16 protein-coding genes and 1 pseudogene are annotated in these 20272 nt (G+C 49.2%); 12 read left to right on the top strand and 5 right to left on the bottom strand.

Features of this window, described 5'->3' with window-relative positions; all coding sequences use genetic code 11:
* Positions 1-90 precede the first annotated feature (90 nt).
* Positions 91-2667, top strand: a complete 2577-nt coding sequence (locus tag ACFSUS_RS21800; RefSeq protein ID WP_381525871.1) for a DUF5686 and carboxypeptidase-like regulatory domain-containing protein — start codon at positions 91-93, stop codon at positions 2665-2667.
* A 63-nt stretch (positions 2668-2730) separates the two neighbouring features.
* A pseudogene (gene fdhD / locus ACFSUS_RS21795) lies at positions 2731-3576 on the top strand (formate dehydrogenase accessory sulfurtransferase FdhD).
* Between the two features lie 93 nt (positions 3577-3669).
* Here fdhD and ACFSUS_RS21790 read toward each other — a convergent pair.
* On the bottom strand, positions 3670-4548 hold the full coding sequence (locus tag ACFSUS_RS21790; RefSeq protein ID WP_381525870.1) for a diacylglycerol/lipid kinase family protein: 879 nt from the start codon (positions 4546-4548) through the stop codon (positions 3670-3672).
* Between the two features lie 107 nt (positions 4549-4655).
* Here ACFSUS_RS21790 and ACFSUS_RS21785 point away from each other — a divergent pair, with 107 nt between their 5' ends.
* Together ACFSUS_RS21785 and ACFSUS_RS21780 are read left to right on the top strand one after the other, a co-directional pair.
* Complete coding sequence (locus ACFSUS_RS21785) at positions 4656-5660, top strand: App1 family protein (protein ID WP_381525869.1); 1005 nt, start codon at positions 4656-4658, stop codon at positions 5658-5660.
* Between the two features lie 93 nt (positions 5661-5753).
* Positions 5754-8063 (top strand): FdhF/YdeP family oxidoreductase, encoded by a 2310-nt coding sequence (locus tag ACFSUS_RS21780; protein ID WP_381525868.1) that lies wholly within the window; start codon positions 5754-5756, stop codon positions 8061-8063.
* Between the two features lie 5 nt (positions 8064-8068).
* On the opposite strand, the gene ACFSUS_RS21775 is transcribed toward ACFSUS_RS21780, so the two are convergent.
* Positions 8069-8836, bottom strand: coding sequence for a class I SAM-dependent methyltransferase (locus ACFSUS_RS21775; RefSeq protein ID WP_381525867.1), 768 nt, complete (start codon positions 8834-8836; stop codon positions 8069-8071).
* A 200-nt stretch (positions 8837-9036) separates the two neighbouring features.
* Between ACFSUS_RS21775 and ACFSUS_RS21770 the strand changes: the two genes are divergently transcribed.
* Complete coding sequence (locus tag ACFSUS_RS21770) at positions 9037-10428, top strand: GWxTD domain-containing protein (protein WP_381525866.1); 1392 nt, start codon at positions 9037-9039, stop codon at positions 10426-10428.
* A complete protein-coding gene (rlmB, locus tag ACFSUS_RS21765; protein ID WP_381525865.1) occupies positions 10401-11255 on the top strand; it encodes a 23S rRNA (guanosine(2251)-2'-O)-methyltransferase RlmB in 855 nt (284 codons plus the stop codon). The genes ACFSUS_RS21770 and rlmB overlap by 28 nt, the downstream gene beginning before the upstream one ends.
* Positions 11256-11486: 231 nt before the next feature.
* Here rlmB and ACFSUS_RS21760 read toward each other — a convergent pair whose 3' ends face one another.
* Complete coding sequence (locus ACFSUS_RS21760) at positions 11487-12719, bottom strand: PQQ-dependent sugar dehydrogenase (RefSeq protein WP_381525864.1); 1233 nt, start codon at positions 12717-12719, stop codon at positions 11487-11489.
* A 296-nt stretch (positions 12720-13015) separates the two neighbouring features.
* Here ACFSUS_RS21760 and ACFSUS_RS21755 point away from each other — a divergent pair, with 296 nt between their 5' ends.
* The 3 genes from ACFSUS_RS21755 (at position 13016) to ACFSUS_RS21745 (ending at position 15189) form a co-directional block, all read left to right on the top strand.
* Complete coding sequence (locus ACFSUS_RS21755; protein WP_381525863.1) at positions 13016-13573, top strand: dihydrofolate reductase family protein; 558 nt, start codon at positions 13016-13018, stop codon at positions 13571-13573.
* A 523-nt stretch (positions 13574-14096) separates the two neighbouring features.
* Positions 14097-14489, top strand: a complete 393-nt coding sequence (locus ACFSUS_RS21750) for a hypothetical protein (protein WP_381525862.1) — start codon at positions 14097-14099, stop codon at positions 14487-14489.
* Positions 14490-14619: 130 nt separating this feature from the next.
* The gene (locus ACFSUS_RS21745; protein ID WP_381525861.1) at positions 14620-15189 is read left to right on the top strand and encodes a DUF4256 domain-containing protein; all 570 of its coding nucleotides are present in this window, start codon (positions 14620-14622) and stop codon (positions 15187-15189) included.
* A gap of 34 nt (positions 15190-15223) precedes the next feature.
* Here the strand turns inward: ACFSUS_RS21745 and ACFSUS_RS21740 are convergent, their stop codons facing one another.
* Complete coding sequence (locus ACFSUS_RS21740) at positions 15224-15814, bottom strand: Crp/Fnr family transcriptional regulator (protein WP_381525860.1); 591 nt, start codon at positions 15812-15814, stop codon at positions 15224-15226.
* Positions 15815-16003: 189 nt separating this feature from the next.
* Between ACFSUS_RS21740 and ACFSUS_RS21735 the strand changes: the two genes are divergently transcribed.
* Complete coding sequence (locus ACFSUS_RS21735; RefSeq protein ID WP_381525859.1) at positions 16004-16888, top strand: SDR family oxidoreductase; 885 nt, start codon at positions 16004-16006, stop codon at positions 16886-16888.
* Positions 16889-16987: 99 nt separating this feature from the next.
* On the opposite strand, the gene ACFSUS_RS21730 is transcribed toward ACFSUS_RS21735, so the two are convergent.
* The gene (locus ACFSUS_RS21730; RefSeq protein ID WP_381525858.1) at positions 16988-18232 is read right to left on the bottom strand and encodes a hypothetical protein; all 1245 of its coding nucleotides are present in this window, start codon (positions 18230-18232) and stop codon (positions 16988-16990) included.
* A gap of 555 nt (positions 18233-18787) precedes the next feature.
* Here ACFSUS_RS21730 and ACFSUS_RS21725 point away from each other — a divergent pair.
* Positions 18788-19207 carry a (R)-mandelonitrile lyase gene (locus ACFSUS_RS21725; protein ID WP_381525857.1) on the top strand — a complete coding sequence of 140 codons (420 nt, stop codon included), beginning with the start codon at positions 18788-18790 and terminating at the stop codon, positions 19205-19207.
* Positions 19179-20186 (top strand): aldo/keto reductase, encoded by a 1008-nt coding sequence (locus ACFSUS_RS21720; protein ID WP_381525856.1) that lies wholly within the window; start codon positions 19179-19181, stop codon positions 20184-20186. Before ACFSUS_RS21725 ends, ACFSUS_RS21720 begins: the two co-directional genes overlap by 29 nt.
* The last annotated feature ends 86 nt before the right edge of the window (positions 20187-20272 follow it).

Raw genomic sequence — 20272 nt, 5'->3', positions numbered from 1 at the left:
CAGTTCAAGATTAAATCTGTTTAATCTGGTGTAACGGTTAGTTACAAACCTCCTGATTTATAGTAATTTCGCCAACCGCGACTTTACTATATGAAAAGACCTTTACAACGACTGTTTTTCTTATCAGTATGGACGTTGCTGCTTATTACAGGTGGCAACGGTTATGGCCAGACCGTATACACTGTTACTGGTATGGTTACAGACGCTCAAACAGGTGAGCCTGTGCCGTTTGCCAGTGTTGCATTAATGGGCCGCCGAGCCGGTACGTTAACTGACGAAAAAGGCCGCTTTGCCCTTAGCACAAAGAATCTGTCAGATTCGCTGGCCGTAAGTTCGTTAGGGTACGCCACCCTACGACGGGCTATTGACCGTGAACGAATCACCCAGGCCATCGATTTTAGGCTAGTACCCGCCGGCAATGCGTTGCAGGAGGTAACGGTGCGGGCTGGAGAAAACCCTGCCTTCCGCGTGCTGCGTCAGGTTCGTAAGAATCGGTTACTCAATGACCGTAATCGCCTGTCGGCCTACGAATGCGATAGCTACGTTAAGACCGAAGTTGCCTTGAGTCATGTATCAGACAAGATGCGTCGTAACCCCTTAATTCGGCGTATCAACGAAGCTATGAGTAAACACGACTCCTTAGTCGATGACGAAGGCCATCGGCTAATGCCCATGTTGGCATCGGAGTCGGTGTCCCGCTATTATTTCCGGGCAAATCCGCAGCGGAAACGCGAAGAAATACGTAAAACCCGCATCAAAGGAGTTGCCGTTGATGATGCGGGTCTGAGTTCGCAGCTTTTGGGCGGAACGGGTCTGGTAAGCCAGAATTTCTACGACAACTACATCCCTATTCTTGGTAAGGACTTTGCCTCGCCCATTGGCGATAACTGGAAGAACTGGTACGAATTTTTTCTGGCTGACACCACTCAGATTGGTGACCGTATCTGCTACGAAATACAGTTCGACCCCAAGCGCCCCGAAGATTTAGCGTTCACCGGAAAAGCCTGGATTGATACAACCTCATTTGCACTTTGCCAGATCGAAGCGCACATTGGTACTGGAGCGAACCTAAACTACGTTCGGCGCCTGGTTATCGAGCAGGAACTGGAGCCTACCATCGACTCCTCGTCTACGTCCGGAGCCACAACGGGCTGGCTACCGACAAGCCTTCGGTTAACGGCAGACCTCACGGGGGTAGGTAAACAATCGCTCGGCATGCGGGCCAAGGTCATTCTTCACAATAGCAATGTGATAGTTAACCGGCCGCGGCCGGTGGGTTTTTATGATCAGCCTGTCGAACTGAACGATACCGTCGCAACGGCCAACGAAGGGTACTGGCATACCGTTCAGCAGTCGTTAGCTGGGGCCGATTCGTTAGATCGTGACGACCGAAAAGCGCGTCAGCTTATTGATTCACTACGCCAGGTGCCAGTTGTCCGAACTGCTGAAGCCATCGGACAAATTGCCGTTACGGGTTTCTACAAACTGGGCGGCTTTGACATAGGTCCTTATCCTTATCTGTTTGCTTACAACACCGTTGAAGGCTTACGGACCCGGCTTGGTTTTCGGACCAACGACCAACTGAGTCGGACCTGGGTGTTGCGCGGGTATCTGGCATACGGCACGCTTGATAAGCAGTTTAAATACGGAGCCGAAATCGATTACATCATTTCCCGCCGACATTGGACGATGCTGGGCGTTCGGATGTCGAGCGACCTCGAACGGTTAGGGTTGACGCCCGAGTTGATTGGCGGCAACCGGATGTTCTACGCGCTAAGCCGCTTTGGACGGTATCGTGGGGCGTATCATAGTGTACAGAAAGAGGTTTTCTTCCGGACGGAGCCCATCAAAGGAATCATGATTACAACCACGCTCGGCAGCCGCAGTTTTGATCCGATTTTTCCGTTCCATTATCGTATTCATCCCGAAATGGAGGATCAGTCGCCCCTACGGTCCGATATCTTCGATGCTTATTGGTCCGTGGAGGCCCGACTAGCGCGTAAAGAGAAATACATCATGGACGGCAACGAGCGCATTACGCTCGGCACCAAACGGGCGCCTGTATTAACAGTTCGGTATACGCACGGCAGTAAAGCTCTACGCAGTGATTATAACTACGACCGGATTACGGCCCGCGCTCAGCAATCGTTTCGAGTTGGTCCCCTCGGTCGGATGTCTTATCTGTTGACGGCCGGCTTTACTCCGTCGACACTGCCCGCTCCGCTGTTGTTTCCGCATATTGGCAATCCAACGCCTTTGCTGACGCTAAATACGTTTAACCGGATGCAGTTCTACGAGTTTGTGAGCGACCGCTTTGTGGCCATCCATGTGCAGCACAAGTTCGAGGGATTATTGTTCAATCGCTTACCGGGTATCCGGAAACTGAACTGGCGACTTGTGGCCAATGCCGATGCCCTGTGGGGAAGCATGTCGAGCGAAAACCGAGCTGTTGAAACATTTAAGCCGCTTCCCGGTGGGTTTAAACCTACTCATTTTGGGTCGCTTAACCCTGGAACGCCTTACCTAGAAGTCGGCTATGGTATTGATAACATTTTCAAGATTTTCCGCATACAGGGTATTCACCGCCTAACCTATCTCGGAACGGGGCGCGATGGTTTACCAATCGACAAGTTCGTTATAAAAGGGTCAGCATCAGTAAGTTTTTAGGGGGTAGCAATCATTTATCAAGAACGGCAGTTGTTAGTCTAAACAATCAGCCGTTCTTTTTTTATGCCCCTTGTTGCGCCCGTTACGATTCAGAAAATAGCCGGTAATAATCAGAGCGAAGCCCCTGACTTATTAGCGGTTGAAGAGCCACTCGAAATTAGGCTTGGCTTTGGTCCCGTCAGCGAACGGCAGCAGCGAGCCGTATCGGTGACTATGCGAACACCCGGCCACGATGAAGAACTAGCTATGGGTTTTCTGTTTACCGAAGGAATCATTCAGCAGCCGGGCGATATTGTATCCTGTCGCCATTGTGTGCAGGAAGCGCATAAAGAAGGTAACGTAATTCGCGTAGAACTCCACCCGGATGTAATGGTTAACTGGGATCGGCTGGAGCGTAACACCTTCACCTCATCCAGCTGTGGCCTGTGCGGCAAAAGCACCATCGAGGCCGTTATGGAGGTAACCCAAGGAGCCATCACATCCACTTTTACTATCGAACCGACCTTACTGTTCTCGTTACCCGACCGTGTACGTGAGGTACAGACGGCTTTCGCCCATACCGGTGGTATTCATGCGGCTGCCCTCGTTGACGAAAGCGGTAAACTACTATTGGTTCGTGAAGATATTGGTCGCCATAATGCCCTGGATAAACTAATAGGAGCGGCTTTCTGACAAAACTGGCTACCATTAACAAACGCTGGGGTTTTCCTGAGCGGACGTATCGGGGTTGAACTTGTGCAGAAAAGTTGGCGTGCAGGTGTGCCTTTACTGGCAGCCGTAGGAGCACCGTCAAGTCTAGCTGTGCAGATGGCGCAGACGGCTGAAATGACACTGGCAGGATTTGTTCGCGACCAGCGCTTTAATCTGTACAGCAAAACCGAGCGGGTTCGGCTAAAACAGATTGCTTAAGGAGGTTGTCAGGGGTTGTCAAGTGTAGTCATGAAAGACTCTTGAGCATACTTGACCACGCCTGATAATGCTTCACCGCGAATGGTCATTTACTTAAGGCGTTGCGTCGTTGGGAACAATGATTGTCAGGGCGCTTGGCCGTATGCTGGCATGAAGCTCGGTGATACGCCCCCGGTATTCGCCGTCTACCTGAAAGTATGCCTTTCGTAGGGTTTCAATGGTAACGGAGGTGGCTGGTAGAATTTCTATTTGCTTCGGATCGAAGGGCTGGTAACGCCAGAAGAGTTTGATGATTTCCCAGAATGATAATCGCCGAAAGATGACAACTTCAAATTTACCGTCCGATAGGTCGCCGTCGGGATTGATAACAGCACCCGTGCCATACATGCGGGCATTGGCGAGCACAATCATAAAAGCGGCACGCTGAACGCACTCTTCGCCAACCGTAATCTCGACCCTCAATTGCTGTCGATTTCTTAATACCCGAACCACACTCCGTAGGTAGCCAAGCTTGCCCCGGAAGTTGTTTTGCTCGTAGTGTTTCACCATCTGAGCATTCAAACCAATGTCGCCAAGGTGCAGGCAAATGTCGTTGTCGTTAACGGAGATGACATCTATAGGTTTGAGCGTACCATGCACAAGTATGTCCAGGCTTTCATTGACATCAGGCGGAATGCCTAACTCGCGCGCCATTCCGTTGGCTGATCCTGCCGGTAACACACCCATTGGAAGACCTGTACCGAGTAGTTCAGTGGCTACGCATTTAATGGTACCATCCCCGCCAACGGCTACTACGCAATCAGGGTGGTGTTGCGCAATTTGTTCGCGGATCATTACGTCATCGGTTTCACCGTTGAGATAAAAATGATGATAGGAATGGGGCGAGTCGGCAAAGTAAGTACGGATACTTTCTTCCCAGACAGATTTGTCCCGGCCACCGGAAACCGGGTTGATCGCAAATAAAAAAGTCAACTTCTGCGCTGGTTATAGGTTATGAATGGCAAGTGTTGATGCAACAGCGCGAAAGCTGTACGAGCAACTTGCTTTATAAACAAAATCTAAGCCCAAAAAGTAAACGAATGCGACATTTATTAACATGGCTACGGCTTACTGATCAGCCCGTCGTGAAAATATACCGTGGTTTTGGCAACGATAAGTTTTTAACCATTCACGGCACCGTATTTCGCCGAAGTGCCTTACCCCGAAAAAAATACCGCGATAACCTGCTGATTAATCTCTTTGGAGTGCTACGCTTGTTCCTTGTCAAGCCCTACACGCAGGCTACGGTTCGCGTCAGTTTCGGGAAGCAATTCGTCGAAACTCAAACCGATACCGATGGTTATTTCCGGTTTGATGTGCCGTTGCAGGAGCCACTGCAGCCCGGTTGGTATACTGTGCAGGCTGAATTGATGAACGCCACCTCGGCCGTACTTACATCAGCTGAAGGGCAGGTGTTGGTGCCGCATCCGACCCAGTTTATCTGCGTTTCTGATATTGACGATACGTTTTTAATCTCACATTCGGCCACAATCCTAAAGCGGCTTCAGGTACTAATGACTCAAAATGCCCACAGTCGTCAGCCGTTCGAGGGCGTTGTGGAACACTACAGGCTACTGGCTGAGGCCGATACCGGACCTATGGCTAGCAATCCGTTCTTTTACGTATCGAGCAGCGAATGGAATCTGTACGATTATATCCTGACGTTTTCGGAAAAGAACGGTTTGCCGAATGGAGTTTACCTATTGAGTCAACTGAAACAGTTGAGCCAATTGCTAAAGACGGGTCAGAACAAACACATGACCAAATTTTCGCGGATTGTGCGTATTATCGAGACATACCCGGCGCAGCAGTTTATTTTACTAGGCGACGATACGCAGGAAGACCCTAACATCTACGCATCGTTGGTAGAGCATTTTCCTAATCAGATCCATTGCGTTTACATTCGGCAGGTTCATGGGAAAAACCAGCCTAAGACGCGTGAGACTCTAAAACGAATTGAAGCCGTTGGTGTACCTTGCTGCTATTTTGCGCACAGCGACGAAGCGCATCAACATTCGGTACAAATTGGTTTGGTAGCTTCCTGAAAATTAAGTCAAGCAGAAGAAAGCTTTTTGCGTGACTACTTAGTTTTATGATTTGTTGAGGAGAAGCTGTTCGTTCGTCTCATTTCATTCGCTATGTCTCAAAACACACCCCCCGAAAAACTCACCGGTGACCTTACCATCGGTAAACCCATTGATGAAGCCGCTGGTCTGACCGCTATTTATAAATCGGTAGAACACGTTCTCAACGGAACGGGTCCCGCTCGTGGTTGGAAGGCACTCATCAAGTTGAACCAAAAAGACGGGTACGATTGTCCGTCCTGCGCCTGGCCCGATCCCGATGGACACCGCTCCAGTATAGGCGAATATTGTGAGAGTGGCGCCAAGGCCGTTGCCGACGAGATCATGACCAAGCATACAGCGTCGCCGGTCTTGTTTCAACGGTATTCGGTGGCCGAACTGCTCGAAAAAACGGATCTCTGGCTCGGTCAGCAGGGGCGGCTAACCCAGCCGATGGTGCTACGTGAGGGGGCAACGCATTACGTAGCCATCAGCTGGGAGGAAGCTTTCGGGCTCATTGCCGGTGAGCTCAACGCACTTGCTTCACCCGATGAAGCGGTATTTTACACATCTGGCCGGACCAGCAACGAAGCCGCTTTTCTGTATCAATTGTTTGTGCGGATGTTCGGAACCAACAACCTGCCCGACTGCTCGAACATGTGCCACGAATCGACGGGGGTATCTTTATCTCAAACAATTGGTTTAGGAAAAGCATCGGTAAAATATGATGATTACGAAAAGGCCGATGTCATCATGATTATTGGCCAGAACCCTGACACGAATGCCCCCCGGATGTTAACTCCGCTGGAACAGGCGAAACGTAACGGTGCCAAGATCATCGCCGTGAACCCCTTGCACGAAACGGGATTGCTGGCGTTTAAGTATCCACAAAGCCCCCGCGACATGCTGCTTGGTGGCCAAAAGTTGACGGATGTGTTCCTGCAGGTTCGGATCAATACCGATCTGGCGTTGCTGAAAGCGATGTGTAAGTTACTGATGGAGGAAGAAAAGAAAGCGCCAGGTAAGGTATTAGATCAAGCCTTTATCGAAGCATATACTGCTGGTTACGACGCCTTTGTTCAGGACCTTGATACGTATAACATAAATGATTTAGCGGCTCAGTGCGGACTTTCGATGGCCCAGATACAGGAGGCCGTTGATCTGTTTAAGTTTACGCCGAAATTGATTATTTGCTGGGCCATGGGACTCACGCAGCATCGCAACGCAGTCGAGACGATCAATGAGGTAATCAACTTACTGTTGCTGAAGGGAAGCATCGGCATTGAAGGGGGAGGAGCAAGCCCGATTCGTGGCCATAGCAACGTGCAGGGCGACCGTACGATGGGTATCTGGGAAAAGCCTAAGCCTGAGTTTCTCGACGCCCTAAAGCGCACGTTTAACTTTGAACCACCCCGGAAGAACGGTTATGATACCGTAGCGGCCGTGAAAGCCATGCACGAAGGAAAGGCGAAAGTGTTCTTCGGTATGGGCGGTAATTTTGCCTTGGCCGTATCGGATACAAATTACACGGCCGAGGCTCTGAAAAAGTGCAAACTTACCGTTCATGTGTCTACCAAGCTGAACCGGAGTCATCTGATTCACGGCGAAACAGCGCTGATTCTGCCTTGTCTGGGCCGCTCGGACCACGACATGCAGGCTTCGGGCGAGCAGTTTGTCAGCTGCGAAAGCACAACTGGCGTAGTGGCGCAATCGCAGGGCGTTCTTGACCCAATTTCTCCCTATCTGAAAAGCGAACCCGCCATTATTGCCGAGTTAGCAAAGGCGACCTTACAAGAAAAGTCGACGGTCGATTGGGATGGTCTGGTGGCCGATTATGACCGTATTCGTGATCTGATTGAGCAGGTTGTGCCTGGTTTTGAGCAGTACAATCAGAAAGTCAGGCAGCCAGGTGGCTTTTATATACCGAATGGGCCACGCGTTCGGGAGTTTAAAACCAAAGATGGCAAAGCGCATTTCACAATCAATACACCAACCCAGCACACCCTACAACCCGACGAGTTGCTGCTGATGACCATCCGCAGCCACGATCAGTTCAATACAACGGTCTACGGCAACGACGACCGTTATCGGGGCATTTACAACGAACGGCGGGTGGTATTCATGAACCCAGCTGACATTGCGAAGCTGGGCTTGCAGGAAAAGCAGGTAGTGGACATTCACAGTCAGTATCAGGGGCAGCAACGCACCGCTCACCGGTTTGTAATAGTACCTTACGACATTCCGGTGGGTTGTGCAGCCGCTTACTTTCCCGAAACGAACGTACTGATTCCTATCGACTCGGTTGCCGAAAAGAGTCACACGCCAACCTCAAAGTCGATTGTGGTGAACGTGACGCCGACGGTAGAAGAAAAGGCGGTTGTCTAACCGCCTTACTTTGTTGCTACGTAAAAGAAATCGAGGCTACTAGCTGGGTTGGTGCTGACCAGGTAATCTGTGTAATTAATCTCAGCCGCCAGGCCATCGGCTTGCAGGAGCCGGTTGCGGTTCAGTCGATTCATCAAATCGTAAGGAACTTGTAATAGGCGACGGGGCAGCCGGTATTGGAGATTGAAAATATCGAAGCGGGTTAACTTCTTGACCGATTCTTTATTTTGCTCGTAATAGGTCATTACTTTATCGTTGCCGTGAATCCCCCGGGTCTCAACGGTTGGGAAATATTTAGCCATCAATGATTTCAGACCATCGGCATAGTATTCGCGAACGTGCCAGGGATTGCGGGTAAGCGAGAACGTTTTGTTGACCGTCGTTAGTAACAGTTTACCACCAGGTTTCAGAACGCGGTGGGCTTCTTTGATGAACAGGTCGTCGTTTTCAATGTGCTCAATAACCTGGAAAGTCACGATATAATCAAACGTGTTGTCAGCCAAACCAGTCAGGGGCGGAATGTTCGCGGCAATAAACGTAGAGGTAGAGTATTCAGCGCTTAACGCCGAAATCAACTCCTGATTTTTGTCGATACCCGTATAGTGGTCCGCTGCTTTCGTCAGCAGTTCAAGCCCACGACCCCAGCCGCAGCCAATTTCGAGCACCTTTCCGCTAACCAGGTTGGCGGCTTCTACGTAGGGAAATAAAAGCCGCTGGTGAACCGGGTTGTCAGACGCAATTTCGGCGGAAGTAATTTCAGTGGTTTTGTACATTTGTTCGCCACATTATGTGTGCAATTCGTACCGTAAAATTAGTCTTTTAGAGAAGCAAAGAAAAATGAACGGCTCTGGTAACTCGAACGTGGCTATTTTTTCGTTATTGATAAGCAACCCAAAAAGTTATCTGGCCATGAATTTATCTGGGTAATTTTAGGAAACAACTTCTTCTGAAACACGCGAGATTGCTGTTATTTATGCGTATTCTATCTATACTGCTAGTCATTACACTATTATCGGGCTGCTCATCGAGCAAAAAAACGCAGCGCGACCGCGCAACCGCAGCCTATGATGCCCGTACAGAAGCCCAACGCAACCAGGGGAATCGTTCGGACTCCCGACCAGCGGCTTCGTCAACTGCAGCGCCCGTTAGAGCCGCTGATGGGCCAACCGTTGGCTCCACTCAGTCGACTGCGCCCAAACCGGTGGGTGAGTGGGCTGTTACATCCATTAAGGGTAAATTCTTGGCAATCGATACAAATACGGTCCGGGTATACATGGACCTGACGGCGAAGACGGCTGCTGGGGAAGCGGTACTTAGTCCAACCGACTTTAGCCAACATTTTCAGATTGCCTATGTTATGTATCCTGACTACAACAACCGCGATCGGTTGGGCTATGGAAACGTAGCATTAAACACCGAAAGCGTAAGCCGGCAGGGTGATCATCTTACCTTGGTTTTTGACGTTAAACGGCCAAAAGAAGCTACTGGGGCTGTTCTGCTAACCGAAATTACGGAAGTGAACAGCGGCTCTAAAGCCCGTAATGATCTATCCCTGCGGTTTAAGACCCCCCGGCTCAGTGACCGCTTCACACTGTTTGAAAAAACGGGCAAGCAGCCACAACTGCGTAATTACGTCAACGCTGGTGATACCGTAATCATTCGCGACGTCAACGGGACCCGTAAACCGTTGTTTGGCTTTCGTTACCGGCATGACTTTGATGCGGCTTCGTCGCCCATGAATACATCACCCCGTCCGGCTCCCAAATCACTGACGGTCGATTCAACCTTGAGCATCACGACCAATCAGCCGTTCGTTTTACCCAAAGAGGGACTGTACTACTTTATGGAGGATACGACTGATGCCAACGGCATTGGGTTGGTTGTGGCCGACAAGCGTTTTCCGAAGATGACCCGCCCCGAAAAGCTCATTAAGCCGGTGCTCTACATGAGTACAAGCACCGAAATTGGCGAGTTGAATCAGGCGCAGGACACCAAAAAAGCGTTCGATCGCTATTGGCTAAGTCTAATGTCGGGCAATGAAGAAGTAGCCAAGAAAACATTGAAGGCGTATTTTGACCGGGTTGAAGAAGCAAACCGCTTGTTTACAACCTACAAAGAGGGCTGGAAAACAGACAAAGGCATGATTTACATCGTGCTGGGCCCGCCCGATCGTGTGCAACGGAACCGTGAGCGGGAAGTGTGGGTTTATAATCGCCGGGCCAGCGTCTCGGAAATCAACTTTACATTTACTAAGAAACCGAATCAATTTGTCGAGGATCACTACGAACTGGTGCGCTACATTGAGTATCAGCCGATTTGGTACCCGATTGTCGAAGCATGGAGAACCGGCGCAATCCGCGAGTAAATCGCTCGAATAACAACAAACCCAATACGTCAAGACCGCAATACCAGTTTCGTCCTGAATCGGATGAGATGGTATTCGGTATTCAATCTGTTATTGAGACGCTCAAGTCTGACCAGCAGGTTGATAAATTATACATGGAGAAGGGGTTGAGCAACCCTGAAATCCAGAATCTGGCGTTCCAAAACCGGGTCACCATTCAACGGGTGCCGGTCGAGCGACTCGACCGGTTAACCCGCAAAAATCACCAGGGGGTTGTTTGCCTGATCTCGCAGGTGCAGTACGTCAAGCTCTCTAACGTGATTGCTGACGTGTATGAGCGCGGAGAAACGCCCTTTCTACTGCTTCTCGACCGGATTACCGATGTCCGTAATTTCGGCGCCATTGCCCGAACGGCCGAGTGTACCGGTGTACAATGCATTGTGATTCCCGGCCGGGGCGCTGCGGCTATCAATTCCGACGCTATGAAAACGTCGTCGGGGGCATTGAACCATATCTCGGTTTGCCGCGAACCCGATCTGGCCGAAACAGTAAAATATTTGCAGACTTCAGGCATTATGGTGGTAGCCTGTACCGAAAAGTCAGCCCGTGACCTTTACGAACGTAACACAGACCTAACCGGTCCCATTGCGATTATCATGGGGTCTGAAGAGGACGGCATTTCGCCCGAGTTACTCCGCATGGCCGATAATCACGTTAAAATTCCGCTGCTGGGTGCAGTCGGCTCATTAAACGTATCGGTAGCAACAGGTGTAGTTTTATACGAAGCTGTCCGGCAGCGGAGTTTGAAGATTGGTAGCGAAAGTCAAGTGGGCGCTGCAAACGTTTAGGTAAGAAGAGAAGCTCGTTCACGTTTGTACTCTGGTTACTAAGCAAGGGAAACTATAGCAAGATGTATTTTCCGAACGTCAACAGGTTGCGTTGGAATCGTTAAACCGGCAACGAACGCTACTGAATCCGACGAGCATACAACCCGTAAACACCACAAGTCGCTACAAACTAGTTGAAGATAAGTTAACTAGTTCGTAGCGACTCGACGTTTTATCCGAACTTATCAGACCTTATTTTTTATAGACGCGGTACAGTCTGCCTTGGTCTGTAACGGCATATAAAGCACCGTCTTTCCCCTGCGTTACGTCCCTGAACCGCTGGTAATCACCCGCCAGTAGTCGTTCTTCACCGACCACTTTATTGTTCTCAATAACAAGGCGGGCGATGTGCATGCCACTCAGCGAACCAATAAAGAGGTTGTTTTTCCATTCAGGAATAGCGTCACTAGTGTAGAACGTCATACCACTGGGCGACACGACAGGGTCCCAGTAATAAACGGGCTGTTCAAGCCCTTCTTTTTGCTGAATACCTTCACCTACTTTCTTTCCACTGTACTCAATGCCATACGTAATAGTCGGCCAGCCGTAATTCTTTCCGGGTTTAATAAGATTGAGCTCATCGCCCCCTCTCGGTCCGAATTCGGCCTCCCACAAATCGCCCGTTACTGGGTGAAGCGCCAGGCTCTGTACGTTCCGATGACCGTACGAATATAATTCAGGCCGGGCACCCGCCTGGCCTTCAAATGGATTGCCGGGAGCGGGCTTACCTTCTTTCGTTATGCGGATAACCTTCCCTAAGCCCGAGTTAAGAGACTGCGCTTGCGGGCGAGTTACCAGATCAGAACGCTCCCCGGTGCTAATGAGCAGGTTACCGGTCGGATCAATTAGAATTCGTCCGCCATAGTGCAGATTGCCTTTGTAAGCCGGTGTAGCCCGGTAAATGACAGTAGCTCCTTCCACCTTTTTCTCATCGGCGGACAGTTTACCCTTGGCCACCGCCGTCAGGTTTCCGTTGGGGCTTGGTTCAGAGAATACCCAATACACCATTCGATTTGTTCCAAAATCGGGATCAACCCGAACCCCCAGCAGCCCGCCCTGACCGTCGGGGTCCACTTTCGGCAGCCCCGTGATCGGCTCGCTAACTTTACCCTCTGCGGTGGCAATACGCATCGTTCCTGCTTTCTCGGTAATAAGCAGCCGGCCATCAGGCAGGCTGGTAATCCCCCACGGACTCGTAAGCGCTTCCGTTAACACCTGGCCTTCGTAGTTGGTGGCTGATTTTACCCCGGCTACTCTGGTCTGGCCAGCAAATGCAGGCTTGTAGGCCGAATTGGGATCTTTCGTTTCGACCGGTGGGAGGCCAGTTGACTGCGTAGACGCCACTGAGTTAGTAGACGTACTTTGGCCACAAGCTGTTAACGCCAGGGAGGTACTCGCTAAGATTATTAGAATGCTGTTTTTCATTATTAGCTCAGAAATAAAGTGCTAAGTTAATAGCAACTCAGGTTTAACGATAAATGAGCCTGACAAATCCACCTGGGCTTAGGTGTCCCGATAATACTGAGCTGTCGCAAACACCCCTTCAGATTGTCGGGTATACACACGCTTGATGACGTTGGGCACTGGTACCTTTGTACTGTAGCTCGTGGCACAAATCTCTTCGTCAAACAGCCCATTACCAGAAAGCTTATGACGATAGGATAACCACTAGGGGACGGACAGTAAACAAGTTAACGGACAATAAAAAGAACAGACTAACAATGAGAAAATTGAAACTTCAGGTGCAAATGACCGTTGACGGATTCATTGCAGGGCCCAATGGCGAAATGGATTGGTTGGCATTTAACTGGGATGACGAACTTAAAAACTACGTGGGAGCCCTAACCGAACCCGTTGACTGCATTGTTCTGGGTCGAAATCTGGCTCAGGGGTTTATTCCGCACTGGTCGTCAAATCCGGAACTGGAGGGCGCTGAAAAAATTAATAGCACCCCCAAAGTTGTGTTTACCAAAACGCTCAACCAATCGGACTGGGACAATACGGAGTTAGCCAAGGGTGACCTGATTAACGAAATCGCTAAACTGAAACAACAGGACGGTGGTGACATCATCGCCTACGGCGGTGCAACGTTTGTATCGAACCTAATCAAACACAATCTAATTGATGAGTACCATTTATTTGTTAATCCGGCAGCCATTGGCACCGGAATGGCCATCTTAAACCAATTGAATAGTAAACAGGCGCTGACGTTAGTAAAAGCCACTCCATTTGCCTGCGGAATTGTCGTGCTTCATTACGAGCCAAGTCGTAGCGAATAAGCTGCCTCACTGGGAAAATGAAAGAGCCATGTCTGATCGTACGAACGGCATCAGCATGACTTTTTCATATTTTACGCAGATTATTGACAGCTGACCAATATATATCGCTTATTCAAAAAGCTATAGTGACTCAACCTACTTAGCTAGTATATGAGTAAATACGTAATCTGGAATGACTTGCACGATGCAGGACTCCACAATACTAATAGATTAAACACAATGATGTCCGAAGACGGAACATTAGCAGAAAGATTCACGCAGTTAGGCAAAGAGTTTATACAATTTATTTCAGAAAGTTGACATTAAGCTCAGACGTACTATGCATAACATCACGTTGGCAATATGGCGGGGCAACGAATGTATTCTGATTTTTTGTGCGTTACGCGGTTTAAGTTTCGGCAGACGAATAACGCCGGAAACAATGAGTTTATGTAGGTTTCAAGCTGGACGAGTGGTGAATACCACCACAGTAGCAAGTCCTTTTCATTAACGGTAATATACTAAGTACTCAATCAATAATATTATGAGCCGTAGTTGTTCTATAGCACCAACAAACAAAAAAGAGTATTTAACTGACATTGGAAGGATACTCGTAAAAGATTATGGAAAGAAAAAATATTATAAACCGGAAGAAGTGAAAAATGCACATGAAAAAAGCAAATGGTATGACGGATTAGACTTTTCTTGCTGGGCAATGAGCGCCTTTTCTTCTCATTCAGATTTCGATAATTATCACGACCAAACTGGTGAAGTTTGCGACTATATAGAAATGAAAACGGAAATGTTACAAGCGTTGTCAATGACGACTGGTTCAGAAATACTTGACCTTCCTGATTTTGACGTTGACGCATCTTGGTTGGATATTGGGAACATAATAGGAGGAATTGGAGACTTTTTCTCAAGCATATCTGACTGAGTATAAAATAAAGCTGTTCAAGCTTTTTACTTGGGATAGGTTTGTCATATGTCGTCGTACTAGAGAATGACAAACCGCCATTAAGCCAGCCGTATTACCGAATGACCTTTTACCGCCATTACGGAACATTATGATACAGACAAACGCAAAGCAATTGTCACCAGAACAACGCGACGAACTACTCAACGTATTGAAAGCCCGTTTTGAGAAAAACAGGAACCGCCATCAAGGTCTTGACTGGGCCGACGTACAAGCAAAACTGGAAACTAATCCAGAAAAGCTGTGGTCGCTCGATGATATGGAAACGACGGGTGGCGAACCAGATGTTGTTGGCTATAATTCGACGACGGGCGAATACATTTTCTATGATTGCTCGGCGGAAAGCCCGAAAGGTCGCCGAAGTGTTTGTTACGACCGTGCCGCATGGGAGTCAAGAAAAGAGCATAAACCCGAAAATACTGCTATGGACATGGCGACAGAGATGGGTATCGAGATGCTAACCGAAGAGCAATACCGCGAATTGCAGCAACTTGGCAAGTTCGATACGAAAACGTCGAGCTGGGTGAAAACACCGGTTGAGATTCGAAAGCTCGGTGGTGCCCTCTTTTGCGACCGTCGCTACGATACGGTCTTTGTGTACCACAACGGGGCAGAATCGTACTATTCCGGCAGGGGTTTCCGTGGCTCACTAAGGGTTTAACTGTTCCTGTGCCAGCGAAATAGATTCCGTAAATTCATCCTTTGGCCGCTACCAGTAATCCCTGCCGGATGCGGGTGAGCGTTTCCCGCGACACGCCCAGGTACGAGGCCACCATGTGCAGGGGGACCCTCCGAAAAATGTCGGGGTAGGTCGTCATAAAGTTAAGATACCGTTCTTCGGGAGTCGAACTGATGTTCAGCAGTATCCGCTTCTGCGTTTCAATGTTGCTATGCGTTATCATGTGTTCTGAAAGCGCGTTTAGTTCCGGAATGGCGATCCGAAGATTTTCAAAATCGTCGTGATTCCACAGCAGCACGTCACTCGGCTCCAACGCATCTATACAGAGTTTAGACGGCGTCTGATGAACATAACTTTCCGGATCGGTGAGGAACCCGTGCTCAGCCGTAAACTTCATCGCGTATTCATGACCGGCATCAGTGATGTGATACGTCCTCAGCAAACCCCGGATCACAAACATCTTGTACTGACATACCTCACCTGCCTGTAGCAATCGCTGCTTTCGGCGGACTTTTCGCACCACAGATGCTGACCGGATTAATTCGATTTGCTCCGCTGTCAGCATAGGTAAATGCTGCCGGAGGTAGGGCATGAAGTCTTCAAACATGGTGAAACGAAGGCTACTAATAGCAACTATTTGTAAAGTTAGCGAAAAGGCACTCTGAAAATTGCGTCAAATGACCTCGGTGAGCCGCGATGCTCCTCCATAGTTTTGTATAGTCGTTCAGCAGCAACTTAAATCGGAGTTAGCAGGCGGGCAACGGTATGAAAACGAATGTCAAAATCAACTAAAACTATGCGTGTATTTGTCACAGGAGCCTCCGGGTTTATCGGCTCCGCTGTTGTTCAGGAATTGTTATCGGCAGGTCACCAGGTGGTGGGGCTGGCCCGTTCCGATGCGTCGGCACAGGCGCTCACCGAAGCGAATGCTGAGGTGCTGCGGGGGAGCCTGGAAGACCTCGATAGCTTAAAGCAAGGAGCCGCCGATGCAGATGGGGTTATCCATACGGCGTTTATCCACGACTTTTCCCAATACGAAGCTGCTGGCGCAACCGATAAGGCAGCCATTGAGGCTATGGGCTCCGTACTGGCCGGTTCCAACCGTCCGCTTATTGTTACGGCAGGCACGGCGGGTCTGAAAGGAACCAGTGAGCTGATTACCGAAGACGACCCAGCTCCGGCGGGGCCGCGGGCCTCAGAAGTAACTGGCCTTTCAGTGGCCAAGCTCGGGGTGCGGGCGTCGGTCATTCGCCTGCCGCCCTCGGTGCACGACCGGGGCGATCAGGCCTTTGTGCCCACCCTCATCAGGATTGCCCGGGACAAAGGCGTGTCTGCCTATGTGGGTGATGGTAGCAACCGCTGGCCAGCCGTACATCGGCTCGACGCAGCTCATCTGTTCCGGCTGGCGCTGGAGCAGGGCGTGGCCGGTGCCCGCTACCACGGCGTGGCCGACGAAGGCATACCGGTTCGTCAGATTGCCGAAGTCATTGGCCGACACCTCAACCTGCCGGTTGTATCCGTGTCGCCCGACGAAGCGGTCGGGCATTTCGGCTGGATGGGTCGCTTTATTGTGATCAACAGTCCGTCGTCCAGTGCCAAAACAAGGGAGCGGCTAGGCTGGCAACCTACCCATCCTGGCCTGATCGAAGACCTAGACATGGGGCACTACTTCGAAGCTTGAACGGCAGCGAAGCCTCATATCATTTAACTGACAATTAAAAAACGGAGCCACCAGACCTTTTCTGGTAGCTCCGTTTTTTAATTGTCAGTTATACTTCTATTACTTGAAGCTGAAAAGCAACGGAAAAAGAAAGATTACCACGATTGTCCACAAACTGTAGATGGGCAAAAAGGAGGCTATGCTACTTTCAACAGTCTCGATTTGGTTCTGATCGTTCACCGTTTTAAATAGCCTGTACGTTACCAGCAGGAGGTTTATTAAAATAAGAATGTTACCTCCTAAAACAGCCAGCTTGTTTGGTGTAATCCCCCATTCTGAAATTCTGAATACAATGGCAGACAGGGCTATTCCGTTCAGAACAATTGTCACGATTGACAAGCCGAACAGCATAAACGTCAAAATGCGGCTTTCTGAATTTTTAGCGGTTCCAGCAATTGAGAATAATATTAGCGCCATTACGCCAATCAGAAGCAAATTGAAAATGAGCAGAAATTCCCGGTCATTGTACGGATCTTTGCCTGTATAGATGACGGCAATCAGGTAAATTACCAGTGTTGTAAAGACTAAGGGTGTAAAGATTTTGGCTACTACAGGTGAAACCATATTCACCAATTGTGGATTTGTCTGAACAAGGTAGGTGCCGACAAGGGGGGCAGCCGCTAGTCCCCAAATGGCAATATTCTGGAAATAAAATTCTCCGATCTTAAGGCCAATCAGTTCATAAAGCCCTAAGGTAATTACGGTTAGGCCGCCACCTGCAATAAGTATAATGGTGGTCATTACTACCAAATCGCCATTATACCGGAGGAAATTTAGTCGGCCTTGGCCGTTTTTCAAATCACCGCTCACATACGTAAAGCCCAGAATAGACCATAAAAACAAAGGCAGGTGAATACAGGCTAAAATCAACGTACCGCTTTTATCGTTGTTGGGCAACACATTGATATAAATTACTGAAGCTACAATGATTAAGAAAACGGGGAAGATGATTTTCAGCGGAAGGGTTTGTTTCCAGGCGAAATAAGCCATCAGGAACGGGAAAACGATAAAACCAATGTTTCGGGGATAGAAATACTCGGGATTGATGGCAAAAAAAGTAGGAAGTTTAGCGATTAACCCTGCAACGAAAGAAGCCACAATAACAAAAAACAATTCTCGCCCTGACCCCCAGGAAAGAGCTTCATTCTCAAAGTTTAACCTTTCGTACCAAATTTGAGCCACTGTATTATCCTTGATAGTAGGATAAACGGAGTTAAACTCTCGTTTGAAAGACACTTTATCGTCCCGATACAATTTTTCAAGTTGTCTGGGATTGTCTAAGCTGTTAACGACTTCTGCTTTCATATTGTGTTTTATAGTAAGGTGATACATGGCTGTCAGTGGCTCTTGGTGTCCTCAAGTCTGCTTCGTTTCCAAGAGGGCTGTTAAGGAAATGTCTCGATAATAATTTATATATAGTTAGGTGTTGACAAAAAGTACTTTGTGTTCCAAAGTAAAAGAACATAAATTAGATTAACAAACTTCTTTTTGACATATGTCTCCCTATTCGCCTTTTTCAAATGATTTGTAACGTTTCCGTCGCTTTGTGCAGGGTTGAAGCTAAAACTTTGAACCTGCTTTAGGGTACTCCAAGCAGTTACTAGCATACCACCCCCTCACCGTAAATTCTTATTAAATCTAACAAAACGCCTGCAAATAGGTAGATTGATAATACGTAACTCCTCACAAAGTCATCTACTGGATCGTCTCTTATGGTTGCCATAGAAGGCTATCATGCCGACACCTGACGTGCGATACCGGTTTGTTATCGATACGGCTACGTTGTATAAAGCAATAAAGTATAAGAAAGCTCTTCGCAGGGTCTCCGTATAATCGACTCCACAACAAACTTGCATGGATATGGATCAGAGTAAAGAAAACCAACCAGCCGCACCAGAAGGGGCAACACAGGCCCCTTCTGATTATTTCACAGGTATTACCTGGGTGAAAACGCTCGTACCGGCTAATGATCAGACGGATTGTGTAGTGAGTGACGTAACCTTCGAAGCCGGAGCGAGGAATAATTGGCACACGCATCCGAACGGACAGATTTTAGTAGTGACGGCTGGCACGGGTTATTACCAGGAGCAAGGCAGACCCATCCAACTCCTTCGGGTCGGTGAAGCGGTAAACATTGCTCCTGGTCTGGTCCATTGGCATGGAGCCACGCCAGATAGTCGGTTTACGCACATTGCCATCAATCCCAATGCAAGCAAAGGAGGAGCCGTTAACTGGTTACAGGCCGTAACGGATGAAGAGTATCATTCATATCAAGGATAAGCCAATGGACTATATTCGATTTGGGAACACCGGTATGATGGTGTCCCGCCTTTGCCTGGGTACCATGACTTACGGCGTTCCAACCGAGCGCTGGCCCTGGGCACTAAATGAAGAACAAAGCCGCCCGTTTATCCAAAAAGCCCTTGAACTGGGCATCAACTTTTTCGATACGGCTGATGTGTATTCGAACGGGATGAGCGAAGAGGTGGTCGGCCGTGCGCTACGTGATTTTGCCAGTCGGGATGAGATTGTGTTGGCGATCAAAGTGTATAACCCGATGGGACCGGGACCTAACGACAGAGGCTTATCGCGCAAGCACATCATGAGCGCCATCGACGCCAGCCTCAAACGGCTGGGTACGGACTACGTGGACCTATACCAGATTCACCGCTGGGATAACAACACGCCCATTGAGGAAACCATGGAAGCCCTGCACGACGTAGTGAAAGCCGGTAAAGCCTTGTACATCGGGGCCTCGTCGATGTACAGCTGGCAGTTTGCTAAGGCTCAGTACACCGCTGATCTGCACGGCTGGACGCGGTTTGTGTCCATGCAACCTCACTACAACCTGGTATACCGGGAAGAAGAGCGGGAAATGTTACCCTTCTGTGCCGACCAGAAGATTGCGGTTATTCCCTGGTCGCCCCTGGCGCGGGGACTACTGACCGGCGGACGTAGTAAAGAACGTAACGAAACCGAACGAGCCCGCACCGACGCGTTCGGTAAAACGTTATACAGCGAAGCCGATTTTACCATCGCCGACCGCGTTACGGAAATGGCTCAGCAGCGGGGCATACCGAGCGCCCAGGTGGCACTAGCCTGGATGCTGAGTAAACCGGTTATTACCGCGCCGATTATTGGTGCCAGTAAACCCGGGCATATTGAAGATGCAGTAGGTACTTTATCCGTAACACTATCCGAGGAGGAAATTCGCCACCTGGAAGAACTGTATCAACCTCATCCGGTACTGGGCATGTGAGGCCGCTGCCAACACCATTTAGTTCGTGTATACCAAACAGAAAGGCCCTTCCTGCGTAGGAAGGGCCTTTCTGTTTGGTGCATGTT

It is taken from the genome of Spirosoma soli (genome assembly GCF_042684525.1).
Taxonomy (GTDB): Bacteria; Bacteroidota; Bacteroidia; order Cytophagales; family Spirosomataceae; genus Spirosoma; species Spirosoma soli.
This window is presented reverse-complemented; position numbering and strand designations above follow the sequence as displayed.